We start from the raw sequence: 19,015 nt of genomic DNA on the forward strand, positions 1-19,015 counted from the left end.
CACCCTAGGACGGCCCACCCACAGCGGCGCCCGGTCGACGCGGCCCGGTCGACGCGGCACGTCACCCGAGCCCCGCGATCCCGTCCTCGCTCACCACGACGAGGTGCCCGTCCACCGCCACGAGCGTGTCCCAGCCTTCCCGGGAGTCCTGCCACACCACCTCCCCGGTCCGCAGGTCCACGGCCACGGAGAAGACGAGGACGGAGGTCTCGTCCGGCACGCCGCGCATCGTGACGAGCGCGTGCCGCCCGTCGGTGAACGCCTGCTCGATGGTGGGCGCCCAGGCGGTGAGGTCCAGCCCGGCGACCGCCTCGAGCCGGGTGCTGGCCCACAGCTCCTCCCCGGTGCCGACGTCGAGCGCGGTGACGTTGCCGGCGCCGTCGTCCACGAGCACGACGCCGCCCGCGAGCGCCGGGACCCGGTCCACGACCATCTCGGTGCTCCAGAGCTCCTCGCCGTCGTCGTCCTCGGCGCGCACCTCGCTCCCGAGGTCCAGGAACCGCACGCCCGTCACGGAGCCGTCGGACGCCAGCGGCACCATGAGACGGCCCGGCAGCTCCCGTCGCGACCCGTCCGGCCCCACGACGACGTCGCGCAGGACGCCGCGCACCAGGTACCCCTCGCCCAGCGGCTCCACGCCGCGCCACTCGTCGGTGTCGAGGCGTTCTCCGTCGGCGGTGAACGCGGCGCGGACGCCGCACCCGACGATCGTCAGGGCAGCCCCCTCCGCCCACGCGGACACGATCCCCGGATCGGCTTCCATCCCGGTCTCCGTGAGCTCGAGACAGGCGCCCAGGTCGGTCTCGGCCGGGTCGAACGGGACCACCTCCGTCCAGCGCGGCTCGCCGGTCACCGAGTCCTCCGCACGGACCTCGAGGTCGCGGCCCCTGACGACCAGGTCGGCGTCCACGCACCCGTCCTCGGCGCAGCCCGGCCCGGCAGGCACGGAGCCGACGCGGGCGAGCCGCACGACAGTGCCCTCCGGGCCGACGGCGACCCGCTCGTCCGCGGCCACCTCGGACGTCCCGAGCACCTCGCCGTGGGACGTCACGGTCGAGAGAGCCGCCGGGCCCACCCCGCCGCCGAACCCACCCTCCGCCGCGTCCCGCTCCGGCGTGAGGCAGACGAGCACCTCCACGGCCGCGGACTGCTCGTACGCGGACGGCCCGCACCATGAGCCGGCCCCCAGGGGCACCGACCACACGGACGCGCCCGTCAGGGGATCGACCGCGACCAGGTCGCCGTCGTCCACCACCGCGACGGTCTGCGCCAGGCGCACCACCTCGCCCGGCGCCACGTCGCGCGACCAGGTCTCGGCCAGAGGCGCGGCGAGGCTCAGGACGCCACCGGCGGCGGCCCGGAGCCGGGCCTCGTGGGCCCGGTCGCGCAGGGCGTCGACACCGAGTGCCGCCGCGACGACGAGGACCAGCCCACCGGCCGCGACAGCCAGCCGGCGCGGCGACAGCCAGGCTCGGGTGCCCGACGCCGGGCCCTCGCCCGGGCGCACCGGCCCTCCCTCACCTGGGGCCGGGCCGGGCAGGGGAGGGGTCCCGTCACCGGGGTCGGCGTCGAGATCGATCCGGAGCGGCTCGTCGCCGGGTGCCGGTCTCATCCCAACCCGACAAGTCCCAGCGTCTCGACCCCGACGAGCCGCCCGGCCACCGCCCGGAGCTCGCGCAGGTCCGGGTAGACCTGGGACCAGAGGAGGTCGCCGGTGCGGAGGTCGAGACCGTGGGCCACCACGCCGAGCCCGCCCGTCCCGCCCGCGTCCAGGCTGTTGACCACCATCAGGACCCGGCCGTCGGTGAACACCGACGAGACGTACGGTTCGCCGAGGTAGCGCGTGGACCCGTCGGGGTGGTCCACCTCCCGGGGCGCCACCCAGCGCCACAGGTCTTCGCCCGTCTCGAGGTCCAGCGCGGTGAGGGCCTCCTGCTGCCCGTGGACCACCGCCACGCCGCCTGCTTGGGCGAGCACCTGCCAGACCTGGACCGGCGACGACCACAGCTCCTCCCAGCCCGGCCCGAACGCCCGCACGTCCGACCCGTCACCGCCGCCGGTCAGGGTGACCTCCGGCGCGGCGCTGTCGGACGCGGCCGGGACCAGGGGGAAGCCGTCCACCTCGGCGAGGACCGTCCCGTCGGGCGACCGGACCGTGCTCGTCACGGACACCGGGCCGTCCACGTCTGTCTGGTCCACCGCGACGTCGGCCATCTCCCCGCCGGGCAGAGGGACGACGTGTGAGCTCAGCCCTGGAGCGGCCTGCTGGAGCGCGCCGTCGGCCGTGATCAGCCCGTTGACGCCGCAGCCCTGGACCTGCACGGACTCGGCGATGGGAGAGACCCAGAACCCGTCGGGGCTGTACTCCGCCTCGTCGGACGAGAAGTAGGAGAAGCAGCTCGAGTCAGCGATGCCGGGGTCGTCGCTCAGCTCGAAGGGGATGGTGACCTCCCACACCTGCTCGCCCGTCGGGCCGGTCAGGCCGACTACGAGGTCTCGGCCCTCCAGCGCCGTCCCCGGCTGCACCGTGCAGGCCCCGGTCCCGGTCGTGTCGCAGTCGAGCTCGACGTCGACAGGCTCGAGGTCGGGCCCCACCCGCTGCGCCCGGACCACACCGTGCTCCTGCCACAGCTGCGGCTCGGGCCCGCCGCCCGGGCCGAACCGGGAGTCCGACTCGGTATCTGGATCGACGGCGCCGAGCGGTGCCCGGGAGGTGATGTCACCGTCAGGACCCACGACCACGAGCTCGCGCTCGTCGGACCTGCCGGCCAGGCACAGCAGCTCGTCCACCTCGGGGAGGAGGACCTCACCGAACACGCCCCAGGCCTGCGAGCTGCCACACTCCGCATACTGGAGCTCCGTACGCCACCGCACCTCGCCGGTACCCGGCTCGACCGCCACGAGCTCGTCGTAGCCCTGCAGCACGAGGGCGCCGTCCAGGACCGCCGCGGCGGTACGCGTCTCGTCCAGCTCCCAGACCTGCTCGGGCGCCTCGAGCAGCGACACCACCCCACCGGCCGCGGCAGCCAGCCGCTCGACCCGTGAACGCTCCTGAGCTGCGCCGATGCCGCCGCCCACCAGTGCGGCCACGGCCACGGCGGCGGCGACGGGAACCACGACACGACGGTTCCGGCCGGCCCAGGAACCGAGGTCACGGGCCGCGAGGCGCACCGGCTCGGTCAGGGTGCCCCACCGGGTCGCCCGCGCGCTGCCTGGTCCCTCCGGTGCCGGCGCTCCCGCGACGACCTCGCCCTCGCCGTCCGCGTCGAAGACCAGATCGAAGGTGAGCACGCCGCCGTCACGGCCAGGCTCGGCCTGCCCCGCCCGCTCCACCGGCGGAGCGGCCGGCGTGGTGCTCGCGGGCGGGTCGACGTCGTCGGGCGCTGCGCCCTCCGGGAGGGCGTCACGGACCGCCGCCGGCGCGAGGGCCTGCGGGGCCGCGACGGAGTCCGCGTCGTCGTCGACCAGCTCGAACGTGTACGCGGCGTCGTCGCTCCGCTTGCGGCCCATGCGGGGAGCCTAACCACGGGAACCCGCGGGGAGAACAGGGAGACGCGAAGCGGGTCAGCGTAGGCCGACGAGGTCGAGGCCGAGCCGGTCGAACGAGGAGCCGGCGTCGTCCACCAGCCGCAGCCCGGCCGGGCACACCCGGCCGGGCGCACTCCGCCCGGCTCACTCCGCCGGCGGCGCGAGCCCGGCGACGCCCTGCTGCGTGACCTGCACCAGGTTTCCGTCCACCGCCAGCAGCTGGGTGTACGGCGTCTCCTGCTCCAGCTCCCAGCGGACGTCGCCCGAGTCGAGGTCGAGAGCGATCAGGCGCAGACCCGAGTCCCCCGCGGCGGGCGGCGTGGCCAGGAGGAGGGTGCCGCCGTCCGTGAACGCCTCCGTGACGACCTGCTCCACGGCCGTCCACTCGCCCTTGGCGAGCAGCTCGGGCTCGGTGGCCCAGAGCTCTTCACCGGATCTCAGGTCCACGCCGACGAGCCGCCCGTGGAAGTCAACGACGACCGCGAGGTCCTCGGTCCGCGCGAGGAGGTGGTTCCCGGGGAGCTCGGTGGACCAGCGCACGGCGCCGTCGTCGTCCACCGCCACGAGACCGCTGGGCCGGTCGAGCAGCCTGACCCGCGGCTCGGAACCGTCTGTGGTGAAGGGGTCGAGGAGCATGCCGTCCGGCGTGCTGACCACGCCGTCCTCGTCGACGACGGTGCCGTCGACCCGCAGGAAGCCGCCGTCCACGAGCGGCATGCGCGTCCCCGCAAGGCTCGCCCCGGCGGCCGACAGGTACGGGAGACCCCCCTCCGAGTAGAGGCTCCAGCCCGCTGGCAGCCGGGTCCCGGAGGCGGCGTGGTCCGGGACAGGCTCGCCCTCGGGCGTGAAGACCCCCACGGTGCCGCACCCGGCGACGGCCACGACGGTGGGCGACGAGAAGGTCGCGAGCGGAGCGTCGGGGGCGTAGGCGGGCGCGCCTGTCGTGCCGTCGTACTGGACGCACGCTCCACCGGCGCCGAGACTGACCGGCGAGAACGGCACGTCATGCTCCCAGCGGACCTCTCCGCTCGCCGCGTCCTCCAGGCGCACGGACAGGTCCCAGCCGTCCTCGACGGTGCCGGCCAGGCTCACAACCTTGCCCTCGGCGTCCGTCACGCTCTCGACGGTCGCCGCGTCCGGGTCGGGCGGCGAGCCGGTGCGCTCGGCCACGAGCAGCCCGCCGTCGGCCGACGGGACGACGGCGGTGGCCGCCGCGACCTCTCGCGTGTCCTCGACGCCGTCCGGGCCGATCACGGTGACGGTCCGAGGGCCGCCCGCGTCTTCCGTGCTCACGCAGACCAGGCGCTCCGCCTCCGCCGCGCGCTCGGCCCGAGCGACCGGCAGGGGGCCACACTCGCCGGACGCGCGGTCCACGGTCCACAGCGTGGTGCCGGTGGCGGCGTCCAGCCCCAGCACCACGTCCCGGCCGACGGCGGCCACGACGCCCCCCGGCATCCGGACGAGCCGGGTCTCGATCGCGCCCTCGACGGGCACCGACCACGTCTCCCGCAGCTCACGGTCCAGAGCCGCCACCCCGCCTGGGGCGGCGGCCAGGTGCTGCCGGTCGATCGCGGCCTCCAGAGCCACGCCGCCCGCGACGGCCGCGGCAACCACCACCGCGGTCCCGCCCGCGAGCAGCGCGCGGCCCCTGCGCGACGTCGGGATCCGGGACCGGACGGCGGCGACGCCGGTGCGCGCGGCGCCTGCTGTGGCTCGGGCCGCGGCTCGGGCCGTCCGCGACGTGGCGGCGGCCGTGGCTGAACCGGCACGGCGGAACGGGGTGGTGGCCTTGCCGATCGAGCCTGCGACCTTGCGGCGCATCGCGGCAGCACGGCCGACTGGTTCCGGCGCCGCGTCAGCCGTCCGGGCTCGTTCGAGCGTGTCCGGGTCGGTCAGCGACGTCGGTACGCCGGTGATCATCTCCGGGCTCGCGGGGGCCTTCGCCGGGGACGGGGCGTCATCCTGCGGAGGCGCCGCAGGGGGGTCCGGCACCAGGTCGAAGGTGTGGGATTCGTCGTCACCGCGCCGCGAGCTCACGAGGAGAGGCTAGCGGCGACCCTCCGTCCGGTGTCGTATCGACGGTGGTGTGAGGGTGGGAGGCCGACCACAGGTCGTGGTTTCGGGGTTCTGTGCACAGATTGGCTGGTCAGCGGGCCGTCAGAACGCGTGTTCGATAGGATGGGGAGGGTCAGGAACGGCCGGATCATGCGGGTTTCGAGGAGGTGCGGGGATGGTGATCGAAGCGATCGATACGCGTGTCTCTGTGCCCGGGACAGGCCTGGCAGGGACTGACGCTGGGTCCGGCACGGACGCCACGGTGCCCCGTGCGACGCCCGCACCCGCGGGACTGTCCTCTGCCGGGCCTGCCGCCCGCCGCCCGTTGGAGGTCGTGCTCGCGGACCTGGAAGCGGTCGCGGATGAGCTGGTCGCGGTGGCCGGGCCGGGGGCGCTGGACGCCCTGGAGGTGGCGGGCGGGTTGGTGGTCGCGCGGCTGGTCGAGGCCGGGACCCGGGTCCGGACCCTGACGAGCCGGTTGGACGCGTTGCGCCTGTCGTTCCTGCCCCGGGTCGAGGCCGACGGCCGGTGGGGCACCGGGTCGGGGGCCGGGGCGAGGTCGTTCGCGACCTGGCACGCCGCGACGAGCAACATCTCCGTGCCCAGCGCCCGGCGTGAGGTCCGTGCCGCCCGGGTCCTGGACCAGGACCTGCCCGCGACCAGGGCCGCGGCCCTGGCCGGGACCCTCGGCCCCGACCACCTGACCATCCTGGTCAACACCGCCCCCACCAGCCCGGCCCGCAAGGCGGCACTGGCAGCCCCCCTGCCCGGCACCGGGCCCGTGCCCGGCCCCGACGGCCCCTTCGGCCCGGACGGTCCGGCGGACGGCCCCGACGGCCCGGCGGGCGGTCCGGCGGGCGGTCCGGGCGCGGACGGTGTGGAGGCGGTCTCGGGTGAGGTGTTCCTCCTGGCCCAGGCCCGCGCGCACCGCCCGGCAGCGTTCCGGCGGCTGGTGGCCCGGTTCGCGACCGTGGCCGACCCGGACGCGGACGAACGCGGTCACACCCACGCGCGCGACCGTGAGCACCTGGAGCTGTCCAAGACGTTCGGCGGGTACCACCTGAACGGGTTCCTGACCGACGAGCACGGCCTGACCCTGACAACAGCCCTGAACTCCGTCATCCGACCCCCGACCCCCGACACCGCACGCACCACGACCCAGCGACGCGCCCAAGCCCTGGCCGACCTGGCCCGCATCGTCCTGGACAACGGCCACACCGGCACCGGCGCCGCAGTCCGCCCCCACCTGACCGTCACCGTCTCCTGGACCGAGCTGCAGACCCTGGCCGCCCGCACCGGCGTCACCCTCACCACAACCACACCCACCACAACCGGGACCACAGCAACCGGGACCCCCGCCACCACAGCGACCGGGACCACAGCGACCGGGACCGCCGCCACCCCGGGCGGGCTCACCCCCACGGGCGGGGCGGTGTTCACCGAGACCGGCACCCCCGTCCCCCCAGCCCTGCTCGCCAAGATCGCCTGCGACAGTCAGGTCACCCGGGTCGTGTTCGGCCCCGAGTCACAGGTCCTGGACGTGGGCCGCACCCGCAGAACCATCACCGGCGAGCTGCGCCGCGCCGTCATCGCCCGCGACCGGCACTGCACCTGGCCCGGCTGCGACGAACCACCCTCCCGCTGCGAAGTCCACCACGCCACCCACCACTGGGCCGCCGGCGGCCACACCAGCGTCCCCAACAGCGCCCTGCTCTGCTGGCACCACCACAACCACGTCGACACCAACCACATCACCATGACCCACCACAACGGCACCTGGAACTTCACCGACCATCACGGCAAACCCATCACCGAGCCCCGACCCTGGCAATGACTGGCGACGACTGGCGATAGCCGGTGATGACGGGCCCCGCGCTGCCGTCGGTCCCCGGCAACCCCTCCGTCAGCTCCGGCTCGGAGGCGGCATCGGCTGGGTGCGGGCGTCCTCGAGGGAGTCGCCGGACACCCGGACCGAGGCGTGCGAGTGTGCCGTGCTGTACCCGTACACGCCTCCGGGTGATCCGGCGGCTCAGCCGGCGCGACGGGCAGCCCGCTCGATGGCGAGCTCCAGGAGGGCCGCCGTCGCTCTGCGCTTGCGGTCCACGGGGTCGACGGTCAGCTCGTCGCCGGGGTTCCCGCGCGGCTCGGCCGGAGTCGCGGCGGCCGTCGCGGCGTACGCAGAGTGGTTCTCCATGTCGTCCTCCTGCTGACGGGGCGCTCGGGGTGGGCACCTCGTTGTCTCATGGTGCGATGCCGTCGTTTCCCCGGTGTTGCCGCCGTGGGACACGGACGTGACCGCTTCCCGGAGCAGGCAATCCGCGGACGCCCTGCGACGACCGCGTACCGCGCCTATCCAGGTCAGACTGACCGGGTGCCCGCCACCCGCCCCGCAAGACTCACCACTGTCCTCGCCACAGCGCTCGTCGCGACGGTGACGTGCGTCGGCTGTACGACGCCACAGAGCGGCACCGCCCCGTCCAGCGCCCCGCCGAGCAGCCCGAGCAGCCCGAGCAGCCCGGACAACCCGAGCCGCCCCGCGACGCCCGCGCCGGCGCCGCCCTCAAGCCCTCCACCGGCTCCCGCACCGTCACCTACCGCACCTGCTTTCGAGGCGACCGTCTCCACCCTGCCGCCCGAGGTGATCGACCGGATGACCGGGGTGTCCTGGCGGGAGGGCTGCCCCGTCCCGCTGGGCGACCTCCGGTACCTCACGCTCACGCACCACACGTTCGACGGCGGGACGGCGCAGGGCGAGCTAGTGGTCCATGCCGACGTCGCGGAAGGGCTGGTCGGGGTCTTCCGCGAGCTGTTCGAGGCCGGCTACCCCCTCCGGTCGGCGCGCCTGGTCGACGACTTCGGGGGGGGCGACGACGCCTCGATGGCCGCGGACAACACGTCGGCGTTCAACTGCCGCCCCGTAGCGGGCACCGGCCGGTGGAGCGAGCACGCGTACGGCCGGGCGATCGACGTCAACCCTGTGGAGAACCCGTGGGTCCGGGGCGACGCGGTGGAACCGCCGGCGGGGCGTCCCTTCGTGGGACGCCCCGCCGAACCGGGAGTGATCCTGCCCGGCGACCCCGTCGTGCAGGCCTTCGAGGCTGCCGGCTGGCACTGGGGCGGGTAGTGGGACTCGCCCCTGGACTACCAGCACTTCTCGACGACGGGCAGGTGAGCCGTCAGCCCTCCGCGGCCAGCGCCTTGCGCCAGGTGATCCTGCCGCCGGTCTGCAGCAGCGCACCCCGGTAGGCCCGCTCGCAGAGCAGCACCGCGCCCACCGTGAACAGCGCCATGACCACCAGCGACACTACGGGCTCCCACCACATCGCCTCGCCGGCGAGGACCCGGATCGGCATCGACACGATGGACGCGAGCGGCACGTACGACAGCACGACCTCCAGCACGCCGCTCGCGGAGAACGTCGCGACGTAGATGCCGATCAGGAGGAACGTGATCGGACCGGTCGTGTTCTGGAGGTCCTCCGTGCGGGAGGCGAGCGCGCCCGCCACGGCGAACAGGGCCGCGACGGCGATGAAGCCGACCGTGAAGAACGCGACGAACCAGATCAGCGTCGCCGAGATGGACGGCAGCATCGTGGAGAGGTCGGTGAACGAGACCCCGATCAGGCCCACCGCGGCGAACAAGAGGTTCTGCGCGAGGGCGATGACCGAGCTGCCGAGGATCTTGCCGGCGAGCACGTGGCGCAGGGGCACGGCTGTCGCGATGATCTCCGCGAGCCGTGACTGCTTCTCCTCGATGACGCTGCCCGCGATCATCACGCCGGACCCGAGCGTGCCCAGGTAGAACAGGAAGGCCAGGATGAAGCCCGCGAGGAACACCACCTGCGGGTCGATCGCGTTGCCGTCGAGGCGCTCCGTCTCCAGGGTGGCCCCCGCGGACAGCTCGGCGATCGTGGTCCCGGCGTCGGCCGCGTTGGCGGCGATGGTCTGCTCCTCGACGGTGGCCGTCAGCAGGGCGGACAGGTCACCCTCCGGCTCACGCCACCCGGACAGGGTCCAGCCGTCCGCGCCACTGGTCAGCCAGACGTCGGCGTCCTCCTCCTCGAGAGCGGTCCGCGCCGCGTCGGCGTCGGCCACCTCGACCGTCTTCAGGACGATCTTCCCGTCGTCGTCCTCGGCTGCCTCGCGGGCGGCGTCGAGCACGGTCGCGGCGTCGGCGTCCTGCGCCTCGACCGCCACCGTGTAGGTCTCGACCTTGCTGCCCTGCCAGGCGAAGAACCCCGTCAGGCCAGCGATCATGACCAGCGAGATCACCAGGCCGAACAGGAACGACTTGTTGAGCGCCCGCACCACGATCTCGCGGTTCATGACGATCAGCCAGGCGCCACGGTGGCCCTGCCCGACCCGTGCGGTGGGGGTGGCGCTCGCCTCGGGCGTGCCGGTCGCCTTCGGGGCCGGGCCGGTCGTGGCGGTCATGCGGTCACCTCGCGGTAGATCTGGGCCAGCGTCGGGCGGACGGGCGTGAACTCGTGGACGGGGCCGCGTCGGACGGCCTCCGTGAGGAGGAGCTGGCCGGCCGCGTCGTCGGTGAGCTCGACGAGCGCCTCGGGGCCGTCGACGTCGATCGCGTGGACTCCCGCCACGCCGCGGACCCAGCCGGCGTCACCGCCGACGACCAGGCGGTGCCGCACCGCCCCGACCCGCTGCAGGTCGGCGGGCGTGCCGGAGGCGACGACCTGCCCCTGCTTGAGGATGACGAGGCGCTCGCACAGCCGCTCCACCAGGTCGAGCTGGTGTGAGCTGAAGAGCACGGGCACGCCTCGGGACGTGTGCTCGCGCAGCAGCTCCACCATGCTCTCGACGGCTGCCGGGTCGAGGCCGCTGAACGGCTCGTCGAGGATCAGCGCCCGCGGGGAGCCCATGAGCGCGGCGATGACCTGCACGCGCTGCTGGTTGCCGAGGGAAAGCTTCTCGACGTGGTCCTTGGCTCGGCCCGCGAGGCCCAGCCGGTCGAGGTGCTCCAGCACCTCGGTCCGCGCGGCTGTGGCGGAGATCCCGCGGAGCCGCGCCAGGTAGACGAGCTGGTCGAGCACCGGCTGCTTCGGGTAGAGGCCGCGCTCCTCGGGCATGTAGCCGAACGCCCGGCGGTCCTCCTGGGTGACGGGCCGGCCGTCGAAGCGCACCTCGCCGCTGGTGATGGCCAGGACGCCCATCATCATCCGCATTGTGGTGGTCTTGCCGGCGCCGTTCCCGCCCACGAAACCCGTGAGCACGCCGGAGGGAGCAGTGAACGAGACGCGGTCGACGGCCCGCACCGGTGCGTCCGACGGGGAGCCGGCCGGCGCGCCGAAGACCCGGGTGAGGTCCACGACCTCGAGGTCGGCACCGTGCCTGCTGGGTGGTGTGGTCATGTGGCCCACGCTAGGCGGGGCGGGTGGCGGGCGGATCCGCCGCGGGGCGGAACCGCCGAGCTCCCCCTCTGGACGGAGCGACGACCTCAGCAGGGGTCAGACGAGACCGCAGCGGTGGGCGAGGACCACCGCCTGCACCCGGTCGCGCAGCTGCAGCTTGGCGAGGAGGTTCGAGACGTGCGTCTTGACCGTCGCCTCCCCGAGGAACAGCGTGGTGGCGATCTCCGCGTTGGACAGGCCGGTGCCGATCAGGACGAGCACCTCGCGCTCACGCGGCGTCAGGTCGGCGACCCGCGGGTCCACGTCGCGCGGTGACCGGGGGGCACCGGTGGCGGCCTGTCCGCCGTCGGCCACGGCGGGACCCTCGCCCGAGGCGACCAGCTGCTGGATCACGCGGCGCGTGACCTGGGGCGCGAGCAGGGCGTGCCCGGCCGCGACCGTCCGGACCGCCTCGACGAGGTGGTCCGCGTCCGAGTTCTTGAGCAGGAATCCCGAAGCGCCCGCCGCCAGGCCGTCGAAGACGTACTCGTCGTGGTCGAACGTGGTCAGGACCAGCACCTTCGCCAGGTTCTCGGCGACGATCCGGCGGGTCGCCTCGATCCCGTCCATGACAGGCATCTGCACGTCCATCAGCACCACGTCCGGGCGTAGCGACCGGGCGAGCTCGATGGCGGCACCGCCGTCGGCCGCCTCCCCCACCACCTCGATGTCGTCCTCCACCGAGAGGATGAGGGCGAACCCCGAACGGACGAGGTGCTGGTCGTCGACAAGCAGCACACGGACTGCAGGAGCAGGAGACGCGGCAGCGTGGTGAGCGTCAGTCCTGGTCACGGGCAGTCCTCAGGCAGGGGAAGGCGCACCCGGACACGGTAGCCGCCCGTGACGCGAGGACCGATCTCGGCGACCCCGCCGTGCGTCGCCACCCGCTCCCGGATCCCGAGCATCCCGAGTCCCGAGCCGGAGGTGCCCGAGCGGGCCCGGCCCGCGTCGAGCACCTCGACCTCCGCGAAACCGTGCGGGAACCGTTCTGTGCCCGCGGCGCCCGAACGCCGGTCCACCCGGACCACGACGCTCGCGCTCCTGGCCGTGGAGTGGCGCCGCACGTTGGCGAGCGCCTCCTGCGTGGTGCGGTACAGGCTGAGGCCCACGGCGGTGGGGACCGTCTTGGCCGCCTTCTCCGGCTCCTCGACGAGCCGGTACGTGACCTCCAGGCCGCCGTCGGCGTCCGCGAGGCGCGCGATGTCGTCGAGGCCCGGCTCGGGGGCGCGGCTCTCCGTCCGCGGCCGCGCGACGCCCGGGTCGCCCGGCGCCACCCCCGTCCCGACGGGGCCCTGGCCAGGGGCCGACGACGTCGCGGCGCCCGCGGGCGTCGGCGCCGGGACCGCCCAGTCCATCTCCCGCAACGTGCCGAGCAGCCCCCGCATCTGGCTGACGGCGTCCCGCGACGCCACCTCGATCGTGGCGAGGGGGGCCGCGGCTGCGTCCGGGTCCCTCGCCAGGAGCCGGCGGGCGGCGGCGGCCTGGATGCCGATGACCGACACGTGGTGCGCGACGACGTCGTGCAGCTCGCGGGCTATCCGCAGCCGCTCGGCGACGACCGCCTGCTGCTGGAGCTTGACGGTCTGCCGCTCGATCGTCTCCGCCTGCTCCGCGAGCTGCTCGCGGCGGCGCGCGGCGTGCCACATGTGCTGACCTGCCGCGAACGCCCCGCCGAAGTACGCCACGTTGGTGAGCCCCATATAGATCGTGTACGCGACGAACGGGCTGAAGAGGCCCGGCTGCGCCGGGCCCACCTCGTCGAGCCACGCGGTCAGTCCGGCGTCCACCGCGAACTGCCAGGCGAGCCACCCCAGCATCGCCAGGATCGCACCGGTGACCACCACCAGCATGGCGCGCCGGTCACGGGCCCAGGCCACGGCGGTGTACAGGGCGACGAAGTACACGACCTGCAGCGGCATCAGGGCCGGCACCATCGGCACGGTGAGGCCCACGCCGAGGAAATGGGCGTAGACGACCATCAGCACGACGAGCGGGAACCGGCGACGCCACGCGAGCGGCAGGGCGCCCGCGGCCGCCAGCAGGTAGATCAGCCAGGGAGGTTCGCCCGACTCCTCGAAGTAGCCGAAGCTACGGCCCAGCTCGGCGCCGAACACCGCCAGCGCCGTGAGGACGCCCGCCAGGTACAGGTCGTTGCGGTAGGCCCCGGGGGGCGGCACGCGCTCCCAGCCGACGTCCACGCCGAACCACTCGAGCGCGCGCTCGGTGCGGCGGGGTCGGCTGACGGGGGCGGTCGGACGGTCCACCCCGCCACCCTAGGTTCGGACGGCGGGGGACCGCCTCCCCCGGAAGACGGAGTCGCGGACCGAGACCGAGACCCACACCGAGACCCAGACCCAGGGCTACGTCAGGTGGTCGAAGTCACCACGGGTCCACGCCGCGTGCCGTTCGGCCGAGCGCAGGACCACGTCGCGGGCGTCGCGCGCGATGACGCCCTCGAAGTTGTTGTACAGGCGGTCGAAGCCGAACCGTGCCACGTGGTGGGCGACGCGCTGCGCCACGGCCCCCGACAGCGGCAGGCGGTTCGGGTACGACCGCATGAAGCTGACGGACTTCCGGTCCGGGTTCGGGAAGATCGCGTCACCCGCGAGGATGACGCCGCGGCCCTCGGCACCGTCGGCCCAGTGCACCACGGCGCTGCCCGGGAAGTGCCCGCCCGGCTGGGTCAGGGTGACCCCCGGCAGGATCTCCCGGTCCTCCTTCCAGGTCTCCACCACCGGCGCGGTGCGGGCGAGCCAGCCCGCGTCCGCCTCGCTGACCAGGACGGGGACGTCGCCGAGCCGTCGGCTCCACTCCACCTGGACGCCATACATGTGGGGGTGGCTCGCCACGATCGCCACGACGGGGCCCAGCGCCTGCACGGCGGCGACCGCCGCGTCGTCGAGGAAGCCCGTCGGGTCCCAGAGGAGGTTGCCCTCGCCGGTGCGCAGCAGCTTCGCCTGCTGCCCGATCCCCACCACGGGCGGCTGCACCGTCAGCGCCGTCAGGTTCGGCTCCAGCTCGGTGACGTCCACCCGGGCCCCCGCGGCGGCGAGCTCGTCGAGCGTGGTCCAGAGCTGACCCTCGGCCGGCACCCACTGCCGCTCGTCGGCACAGATGGCGCAGACCTGCGGCCGCTCGTCGTGCTCCACGCCGCAGGTGCGGCAGATCCAGAACGTCATGCACTCTCCTCTTCTCGCGGACCGCGGGGTGCGCGGTCCTTCAGCAGCAGCGCGCGCCCGGGTGGGCGTCCTGCTCGGCGTACCTCGCCCGCCAGTACGAGCCCACGTCGGGAACGGGTTCCCCCGGGTGGGCGCGGCGCAGGTGGGCCACGTACCGCTGGTAGTCACTCTCGCCCAGGACGCCCTTGACGTACCAGGTCAGGGCGTCCCAGGCGCGGCGAAGCGTCATACGTGCGTCCCGGTCCGGGCCGCCTCGGGGTTGTCGTCGTAGTAGGCGGCCCACTCGGCGGCGACCTCCTTCTCGGCGTCGGTCGCGACCAGCCCGGACGGTGCGAAGAGCGCCGACGGCACGGCGGGTTCCTCCGTGGTGGGCAGGCCACCCGCCCGGATCGCCTTGACCCACACCACCACCGCGGCGAGGACCACCACGACCACGAGCAGCGCGAACACGATCGACAGCGTGCCCTGGACGAACGTGTTCCGGATGACGGCGTCCATCGCCTCCGGCGTGGTGGCGGTGCCGAAACTCGTCTCGCCGGCGTCCCGGGCCTCGCGGAAGGCGGTGTGCTGTGCCCAGTACCCGATCGCCGGCACGTCGGAGAAGATCTTCTGCCACGAGGCGGTCAGCGTGACGGCGAGGTCCCAGAGCAGGGGCACGCCGGGGATCCACGCCCAACGGAGCAGGCCCTTCTTGATGAGCACCGTGGTGACGAGGGCCAGGGCCATGGCGGCGAGCAGCTGGTTGGCGATGCCGAACAGCGGGAACAGCGTGTTGATCCCGCCGAGCGGGTCGGTGACGCCCATCAGCAGGATCGCGCCCCACAGGCCGCAGACGACGACCGAGCAGACCCAGGCCCCCACGCGCCATGACGGGTCGCGGAACCGGCGCAGCGGCCCGCCGACGTTGCCGAGCGTGTCGGACAGCATGAACCGGGCCACCCGCGTGCCGGCGTCGACGGTGGTGAGGATGAACAGGGCCTCGAACATGATCGCGAAGTGGTACCAGAACGCGATCATCCCGGAGCCGCCCAGGAACGAGCCGAGGATCTGCGCCATGCCGAACGCGAGGGTCGGCGCGCCACCCGTACGGGAGACGATCGACTCCTCGTCCACGCTGTCGGCGGCGCCCTGGATGTCCGCGGCGGTGGCGGGAGGCCCGGAGAGCCCGAGCCCGTTCACGTACTCGGCGGCCGACGCTGCCTCCCCGCCCGTGAGCCCGGCGGGCGCGTTCATCGTGAAGTACAGGTGCTGGTCGATGGACACGGCGGTGACCAGCGCCATGATCGCCACGAACGACTCGGTGAGCATGCCGCCGTAGCCGATGAGCCGGAGCTGACTCTCCTTCTCCACCAGCTTGGGCGACGTGCCGGACGAGATGAGCGCATGGAACCCGGACAGCGCACCGCACGCGATGGTGATGAAGAGGAACGGGAACAGCGCACCGGCAAAGGCGGGGCCGTTGCCTTCCAGGGCGAACGACGAGACCGCGGGCGCCTGGACCGCCGGCTGGGCGACGAGCACGCCGACCGCGAGGAGCACGATGGTGCCCACCTTCATGAAGGTGGACAGGTAGTCGCGCGGAGCCAGCAGGAGCCACACCGGCAGCACCGAGGCGAGGAAGCCGTAGCCCGTGATCAGCCAGGCGAGCGTGACCTTGTCGAGCGTGAAGAGCGCCACGCCCCAGTCGGTCGACGCCACCCAGCCGCCCGCGACGATCGCGAGGATGAGCAGCGCGACGCCGATCAGCGACACCTCAGCCACCCTGCCAGGTCGCCAGAACCGCAGGTAGACACCCATGAACAGGGCGATCGGGATGGTGCAGCCCACGGAGAAGACGCCCCAGGGGGACTCGGCGAGCGCGTTGACCACCACGAGGGCGAGCACCGCGATGAGGATGATCATGATGACGAAGACGCCGATCAGGCCTGCGACGCCGCCCACGGTGCCGATCTCGTCGCGGATCATCTGTCCGAGGGACCGTCCCCGGCGACGGGTCGAGAGCCACAGGACGAGGTAGTCCTGTACGCAGCCGGCGAGCACGCCGCCGATGATGATCCACAGGGTCCCGGGGAGGTAGCCCATCTGGGCCGCGAGCACGGGCCCCACGAGCGGCCCCGCACCGGCGATCGCGGCGAAGTGGTGCCCGAAGAGCACCCGCCGGTCGGTAGGCGCGAAGTCGCGCCCGTTCTCGTGCTGCTCGGCGGGTGTGGCGCGGGAGTCGTCCGGGCGCACCACCTTGTACTCGATGAGGCGCGCGTAGAAGCGGTACGCGATGACGTAGGTGCCCACGGCCGCGAGCACGAAGTAGGCGGCGTTGACGTCCTCGCCGCGCAGGATCGCGACGAGCGCCCAGGCGATCGCGGCGACCAGCCCGATGACCGCGAACACGATCTTCTTGCCGGGGGTCATGGGCCGTCGGTCGACGATCGCGACCGGGGGCAGACCGGGGTCGGTCCGGACCTTGTCAACAAGCTCGGGTGAGCGCACTGCGGCCTCCTTGCCGGGTGGACCACTGGGTGAATTGTTCCGTCCACACCCTAGGTCGGGGCCACGTCCCGGTAAAGCGCTGACCACGCCAGGGTGGTCGCCTTCCGGGAAGGCGACCACCCGGCGTGGGGCACCTAGGGGCGGGTCAGCGCACCGACGCCGTCAGCGTGAACCCGCTCCAGAGCTCGGGCGTCGTGCGACGGCCCTCCACGACGAGCTCCCACACGCCCGGGACGACCGGCTTGTTCGGCAGCCCGTAGGTGCGCGCGAACGGGTCGCAGACCGTCGCGTCGGAGTAGCTCGTGTAGCAGTCGAGCGTGCCCTGCGTCGCGGACTCCGCCGAGACTCCGGTGGGCGAGAAGGCCCACCAGCGCACCTGGTCGCCCTCGGCGACCCCGCTCAGCGCCACGTCGAGGTACGTCGCCCCCTCGGGGACCACGACCGTGTAGTGGGTGGTGCCGTTGCGGCTCACCGTGCCCGAGACCACGTACGGCTCGGCCAGGTCCGCCCCGGCCTCGACCGCGAGCATCGTGTGGTTGTCGACGGCCGGGGTCTTCGGGTCGTCGATGGTCAGCACGGCCGACGAGACGCCGACGGGCACCGCGGTGGCGTCCACCTCGATCGTCGTCGGCACTCCCTTGGCGAGGAACACCAGGCGCGGCGCGGAGAACACGTCGTCGCCCGCGAGTCGGACCTGGACCGGCGTCCTGCCCTCGTCGCCGCCCGTGCGGGTCACGGTCAGCTCGTAGGTGCGGGACTCGCCCGGGGCGAGGCCACCGGCCGACGGCGCGCACGAGGAGAACACGCCCGGGCCGCGGAACGGCACGAGGAGCTGCCCCGCGAGCGGCGTGCACACGTCGGTCTCGATGATGATCCCCGAGGTGCCGAGGCCCTTCGAGGAGATGTACTCCCACGCCATGGGCACGTCGAACAGGCCGCGGCCCTGGGCCACGGCGTCCACGCCCTTGATCGGGGCGGCGGACGAGTAGATCGCGGTGCGCAGCTCGGCGGCCGAGAGCTCGGTGCCGTTCGCGCGGGCCGCGCCCACGAGGAGCGCCGCGGCGCCCGCTGCCTGCGGTGCCGCCATCGACGTGCCGTTCAGCAGCGAGTACCCGGCGGGCAGCGAGTAGCCGATCGCGGACGTCGGGAGGTACGCCGGGTACGACGCGATCGCGCCGCCGGGGGCGACGATGTCGGGTAGTTCAGGTTCGCGAGCGTGTAGTTGATGACGCCCGCGAGACGCACGGTGTCGACCTGGACGGTGTACGGGATCGCCTCGGACACCGCGGTCGCCGGGTCGTCCTCGGTCCGGTGGCCGACGTCGCCCGAGACGTCGAACTCCTGCATTCCCGGCGCGTCGGTGAAGTCGAGGTCGTGGTCCGTGTCGACCCAGACCGTCTCGGTGACCGGGTCGATCAGGGTCGCGAGAGGGGTCTCGGAGCCGTCCGGCAGGGTCTGCAGCTTGCGACCGAACTTGAAGCCCGACCCGGAGTCGTCCGGCAGCGTGTAGACCTCGGTGTGCCGCTGCCCCTGGTAGGTGAAGCTGTACGAGTGGGTCTCGCGCCCCGTCGGGACGTTGTTCGTGGTGAGCTGCCACGTGCCGTCCAGGATGAGCGACAGGAAGTCGGTCGGGTCCACGGCCACGCTCGAGCCGACGAGCTTGGGCTCCCCGGTCGACGTCGTCGCCAGCGCCGGGTGTGTCGGGTCCACGCCGGAGTCGAGGATGCCGATCGTGGTGCCGCGGCCGTCGTACGCCGGGTGCTCGGCCTTGAACCGGGTGGACCCCGTGTCCTGCGTCGGCAGGTACGGGTTCGCGTCCGGCGTCGTCGCGCCCGGAGCCGGAGCCGGCACGGGGGCCGCCGCGGCGGCGGCCGCCGCGATGCTCTCCGGCGACACGGAGACGTCCTCGAGCGCGAGGATCTCCTCCGCGTCGACGGCCAGGACGGCGTCGAGGGCGAGCACGTCCTCGACCGCCGTGAACGGCACGCTCGCCTTGACGTAGCCCAGGGCGTCGTCGGTCCTCGTGACGAACGCGCCGAGCGCCTCGATCTGGGCCGCTGCCTCCGCGGTGCGGCCCGGGTCGGTCGCGATCACGACGGTGTGCGCGGCCGGCATCACGATGTCCGTGTCGGGAAGGGTCTCGAGCGAGCGGGTGCGCGCCTGGCGCTGGTACTCGCGCTGGGCCTGGGCGATGACGGCCCGGTCGTGCGCCCCGAGCTTGTCGGTGCCCGACGACGCCGTGGTCGCCTCGACGTCGGCCGTCGCCGGCAGTCCGGGGAGAAGGAGGGCGCCGACCGTCACGACGGCGGCGCAGGCCGCCGACGCGGCCTTGCGGACGGGTGGTTGCACGTTGAACCTC

The 19,015-nt window shown here is 73.5% G+C and carries 15 protein-coding genes; 2 read left to right on the forward strand and 13 right to left on the reverse strand.

The window, feature by feature from the left end:
* Positions 1-61: 61 nt before the first annotated feature.
* The 3 genes from AC060K_RS17135 to AC060K_RS17145 all read right to left on the reverse strand — a co-directional run bounded on the left by AC060K_RS17135 (position 62) and on the right by AC060K_RS17145 (position 5,565).
* Complete coding sequence (locus tag AC060K_RS17135; protein ID WP_483763589.1) at positions 62-1,612, reverse strand: outer membrane protein assembly factor BamB family protein; 1,551 nt, start codon at positions 1,610-1,612, stop codon at positions 62-64.
* Complete coding sequence (locus AC060K_RS17140) at positions 1,609-3,510, reverse strand: outer membrane protein assembly factor BamB family protein (protein ID WP_483763588.1); 1,902 nt, start codon at positions 3,508-3,510, stop codon at positions 1,609-1,611. Before AC060K_RS17140 ends, AC060K_RS17135 begins: the two co-directional genes overlap by 4 nt.
* A gap of 162 nt (positions 3,511-3,672) precedes the next feature.
* Complete coding sequence (locus tag AC060K_RS17145; protein ID WP_483763587.1) at positions 3,673-5,565, reverse strand: outer membrane protein assembly factor BamB family protein; 1,893 nt, start codon at positions 5,563-5,565, stop codon at positions 3,673-3,675.
* A 280-nt stretch (positions 5,566-5,845) separates the two neighbouring features.
* On the opposite strand from AC060K_RS17145, the gene AC060K_RS17150 reads away from it, so the two are divergent.
* Positions 5,846-7,417 (forward strand): HNH endonuclease signature motif containing protein, encoded by a 1,572-nt coding sequence (locus tag AC060K_RS17150; protein ID WP_483766597.1) that lies wholly within the window; start codon positions 5,846-5,848, stop codon positions 7,415-7,417.
* Positions 7,418-7,612: 195 nt separating this feature from the next.
* Here AC060K_RS17150 and AC060K_RS17155 read toward each other — a convergent pair whose 3' ends face one another.
* The gene (locus tag AC060K_RS17155; protein ID WP_483764987.1) at positions 7,613-7,777 is read right to left on the reverse strand and encodes a hypothetical protein; all 165 of its coding nucleotides are present in this window, start codon (positions 7,775-7,777) and stop codon (positions 7,613-7,615) included.
* 456 nt (positions 7,778-8,233) lie between these two features.
* On the opposite strand from AC060K_RS17155, the gene AC060K_RS17160 reads away from it, so the two are divergent.
* On the forward strand, positions 8,234-8,707 hold the full coding sequence (locus AC060K_RS17160) for a M15 family metallopeptidase (RefSeq protein WP_483764986.1): 474 nt from the start codon (positions 8,234-8,236) through the stop codon (positions 8,705-8,707).
* A gap of 52 nt (positions 8,708-8,759) precedes the next feature.
* Here AC060K_RS17160 and AC060K_RS17165 read toward each other — a convergent pair whose 3' ends face one another.
* From AC060K_RS17165 to AC060K_RS17205, 9 genes are all read right to left on the reverse strand, one after another.
* A complete protein-coding gene (locus tag AC060K_RS17165; RefSeq protein WP_483764985.1) occupies positions 8,760-10,016 on the reverse strand; it encodes an ABC transporter permease in 1,257 nt (418 codons plus the stop codon).
* Entirely contained in the window at positions 10,013-10,951 is a 939-nt protein-coding gene (locus tag AC060K_RS17170) for an ABC transporter ATP-binding protein (protein WP_483764984.1), read from the reverse strand. The genes AC060K_RS17165 and AC060K_RS17170 overlap by 4 nt, the downstream gene beginning before the upstream one ends.
* Positions 10,952-11,047: 96 nt before the next feature.
* Positions 11,048-11,782, reverse strand: coding sequence for a response regulator (locus tag AC060K_RS17175; protein WP_483764983.1), 735 nt, complete (start codon positions 11,780-11,782; stop codon positions 11,048-11,050).
* Positions 11,779-13,254 (reverse strand): sensor histidine kinase, encoded by a 1,476-nt coding sequence (locus AC060K_RS17180; protein ID WP_483764982.1) that lies wholly within the window; start codon positions 13,252-13,254, stop codon positions 11,779-11,781. The genes AC060K_RS17175 and AC060K_RS17180 overlap by 4 nt, the downstream gene beginning before the upstream one ends.
* A gap of 96 nt (positions 13,255-13,350) precedes the next feature.
* On the reverse strand, positions 13,351-14,169 hold the full coding sequence (locus AC060K_RS17185; RefSeq protein ID WP_483764981.1) for an MBL fold metallo-hydrolase: 819 nt from the start codon (positions 14,167-14,169) through the stop codon (positions 13,351-13,353).
* A 40-nt stretch (positions 14,170-14,209) separates the two neighbouring features.
* A complete protein-coding gene (locus AC060K_RS17190) occupies positions 14,210-14,398 on the reverse strand; it encodes a YbdD/YjiX family protein (RefSeq protein WP_483764980.1) in 189 nt (62 codons plus the stop codon).
* Positions 14,395-16,656 (reverse strand): carbon starvation CstA family protein, encoded by a 2,262-nt coding sequence (locus AC060K_RS17195; RefSeq protein WP_483764979.1) that lies wholly within the window; start codon positions 16,654-16,656, stop codon positions 14,395-14,397. The genes AC060K_RS17190 and AC060K_RS17195 overlap by 4 nt, the downstream gene beginning before the upstream one ends.
* A gap of 145 nt (positions 16,657-16,801) precedes the next feature.
* A complete protein-coding gene (locus AC060K_RS17200) occupies positions 16,802-17,848 on the reverse strand; it encodes a S8 family serine peptidase (RefSeq protein ID WP_483765097.1) in 1,047 nt (348 codons plus the stop codon).
* On the reverse strand, positions 17,755-19,005 hold the full coding sequence (locus AC060K_RS17205; protein ID WP_483764978.1) for a hypothetical protein: 1,251 nt from the start codon (positions 19,003-19,005) through the stop codon (positions 17,755-17,757). Before AC060K_RS17205 ends, AC060K_RS17200 begins: the two co-directional genes overlap by 94 nt.
* Positions 19,006-19,015 lie beyond the last annotated feature (10 nt).

Source organism: Antribacter sp. NEAU-D49 (assembly GCF_057158775.1).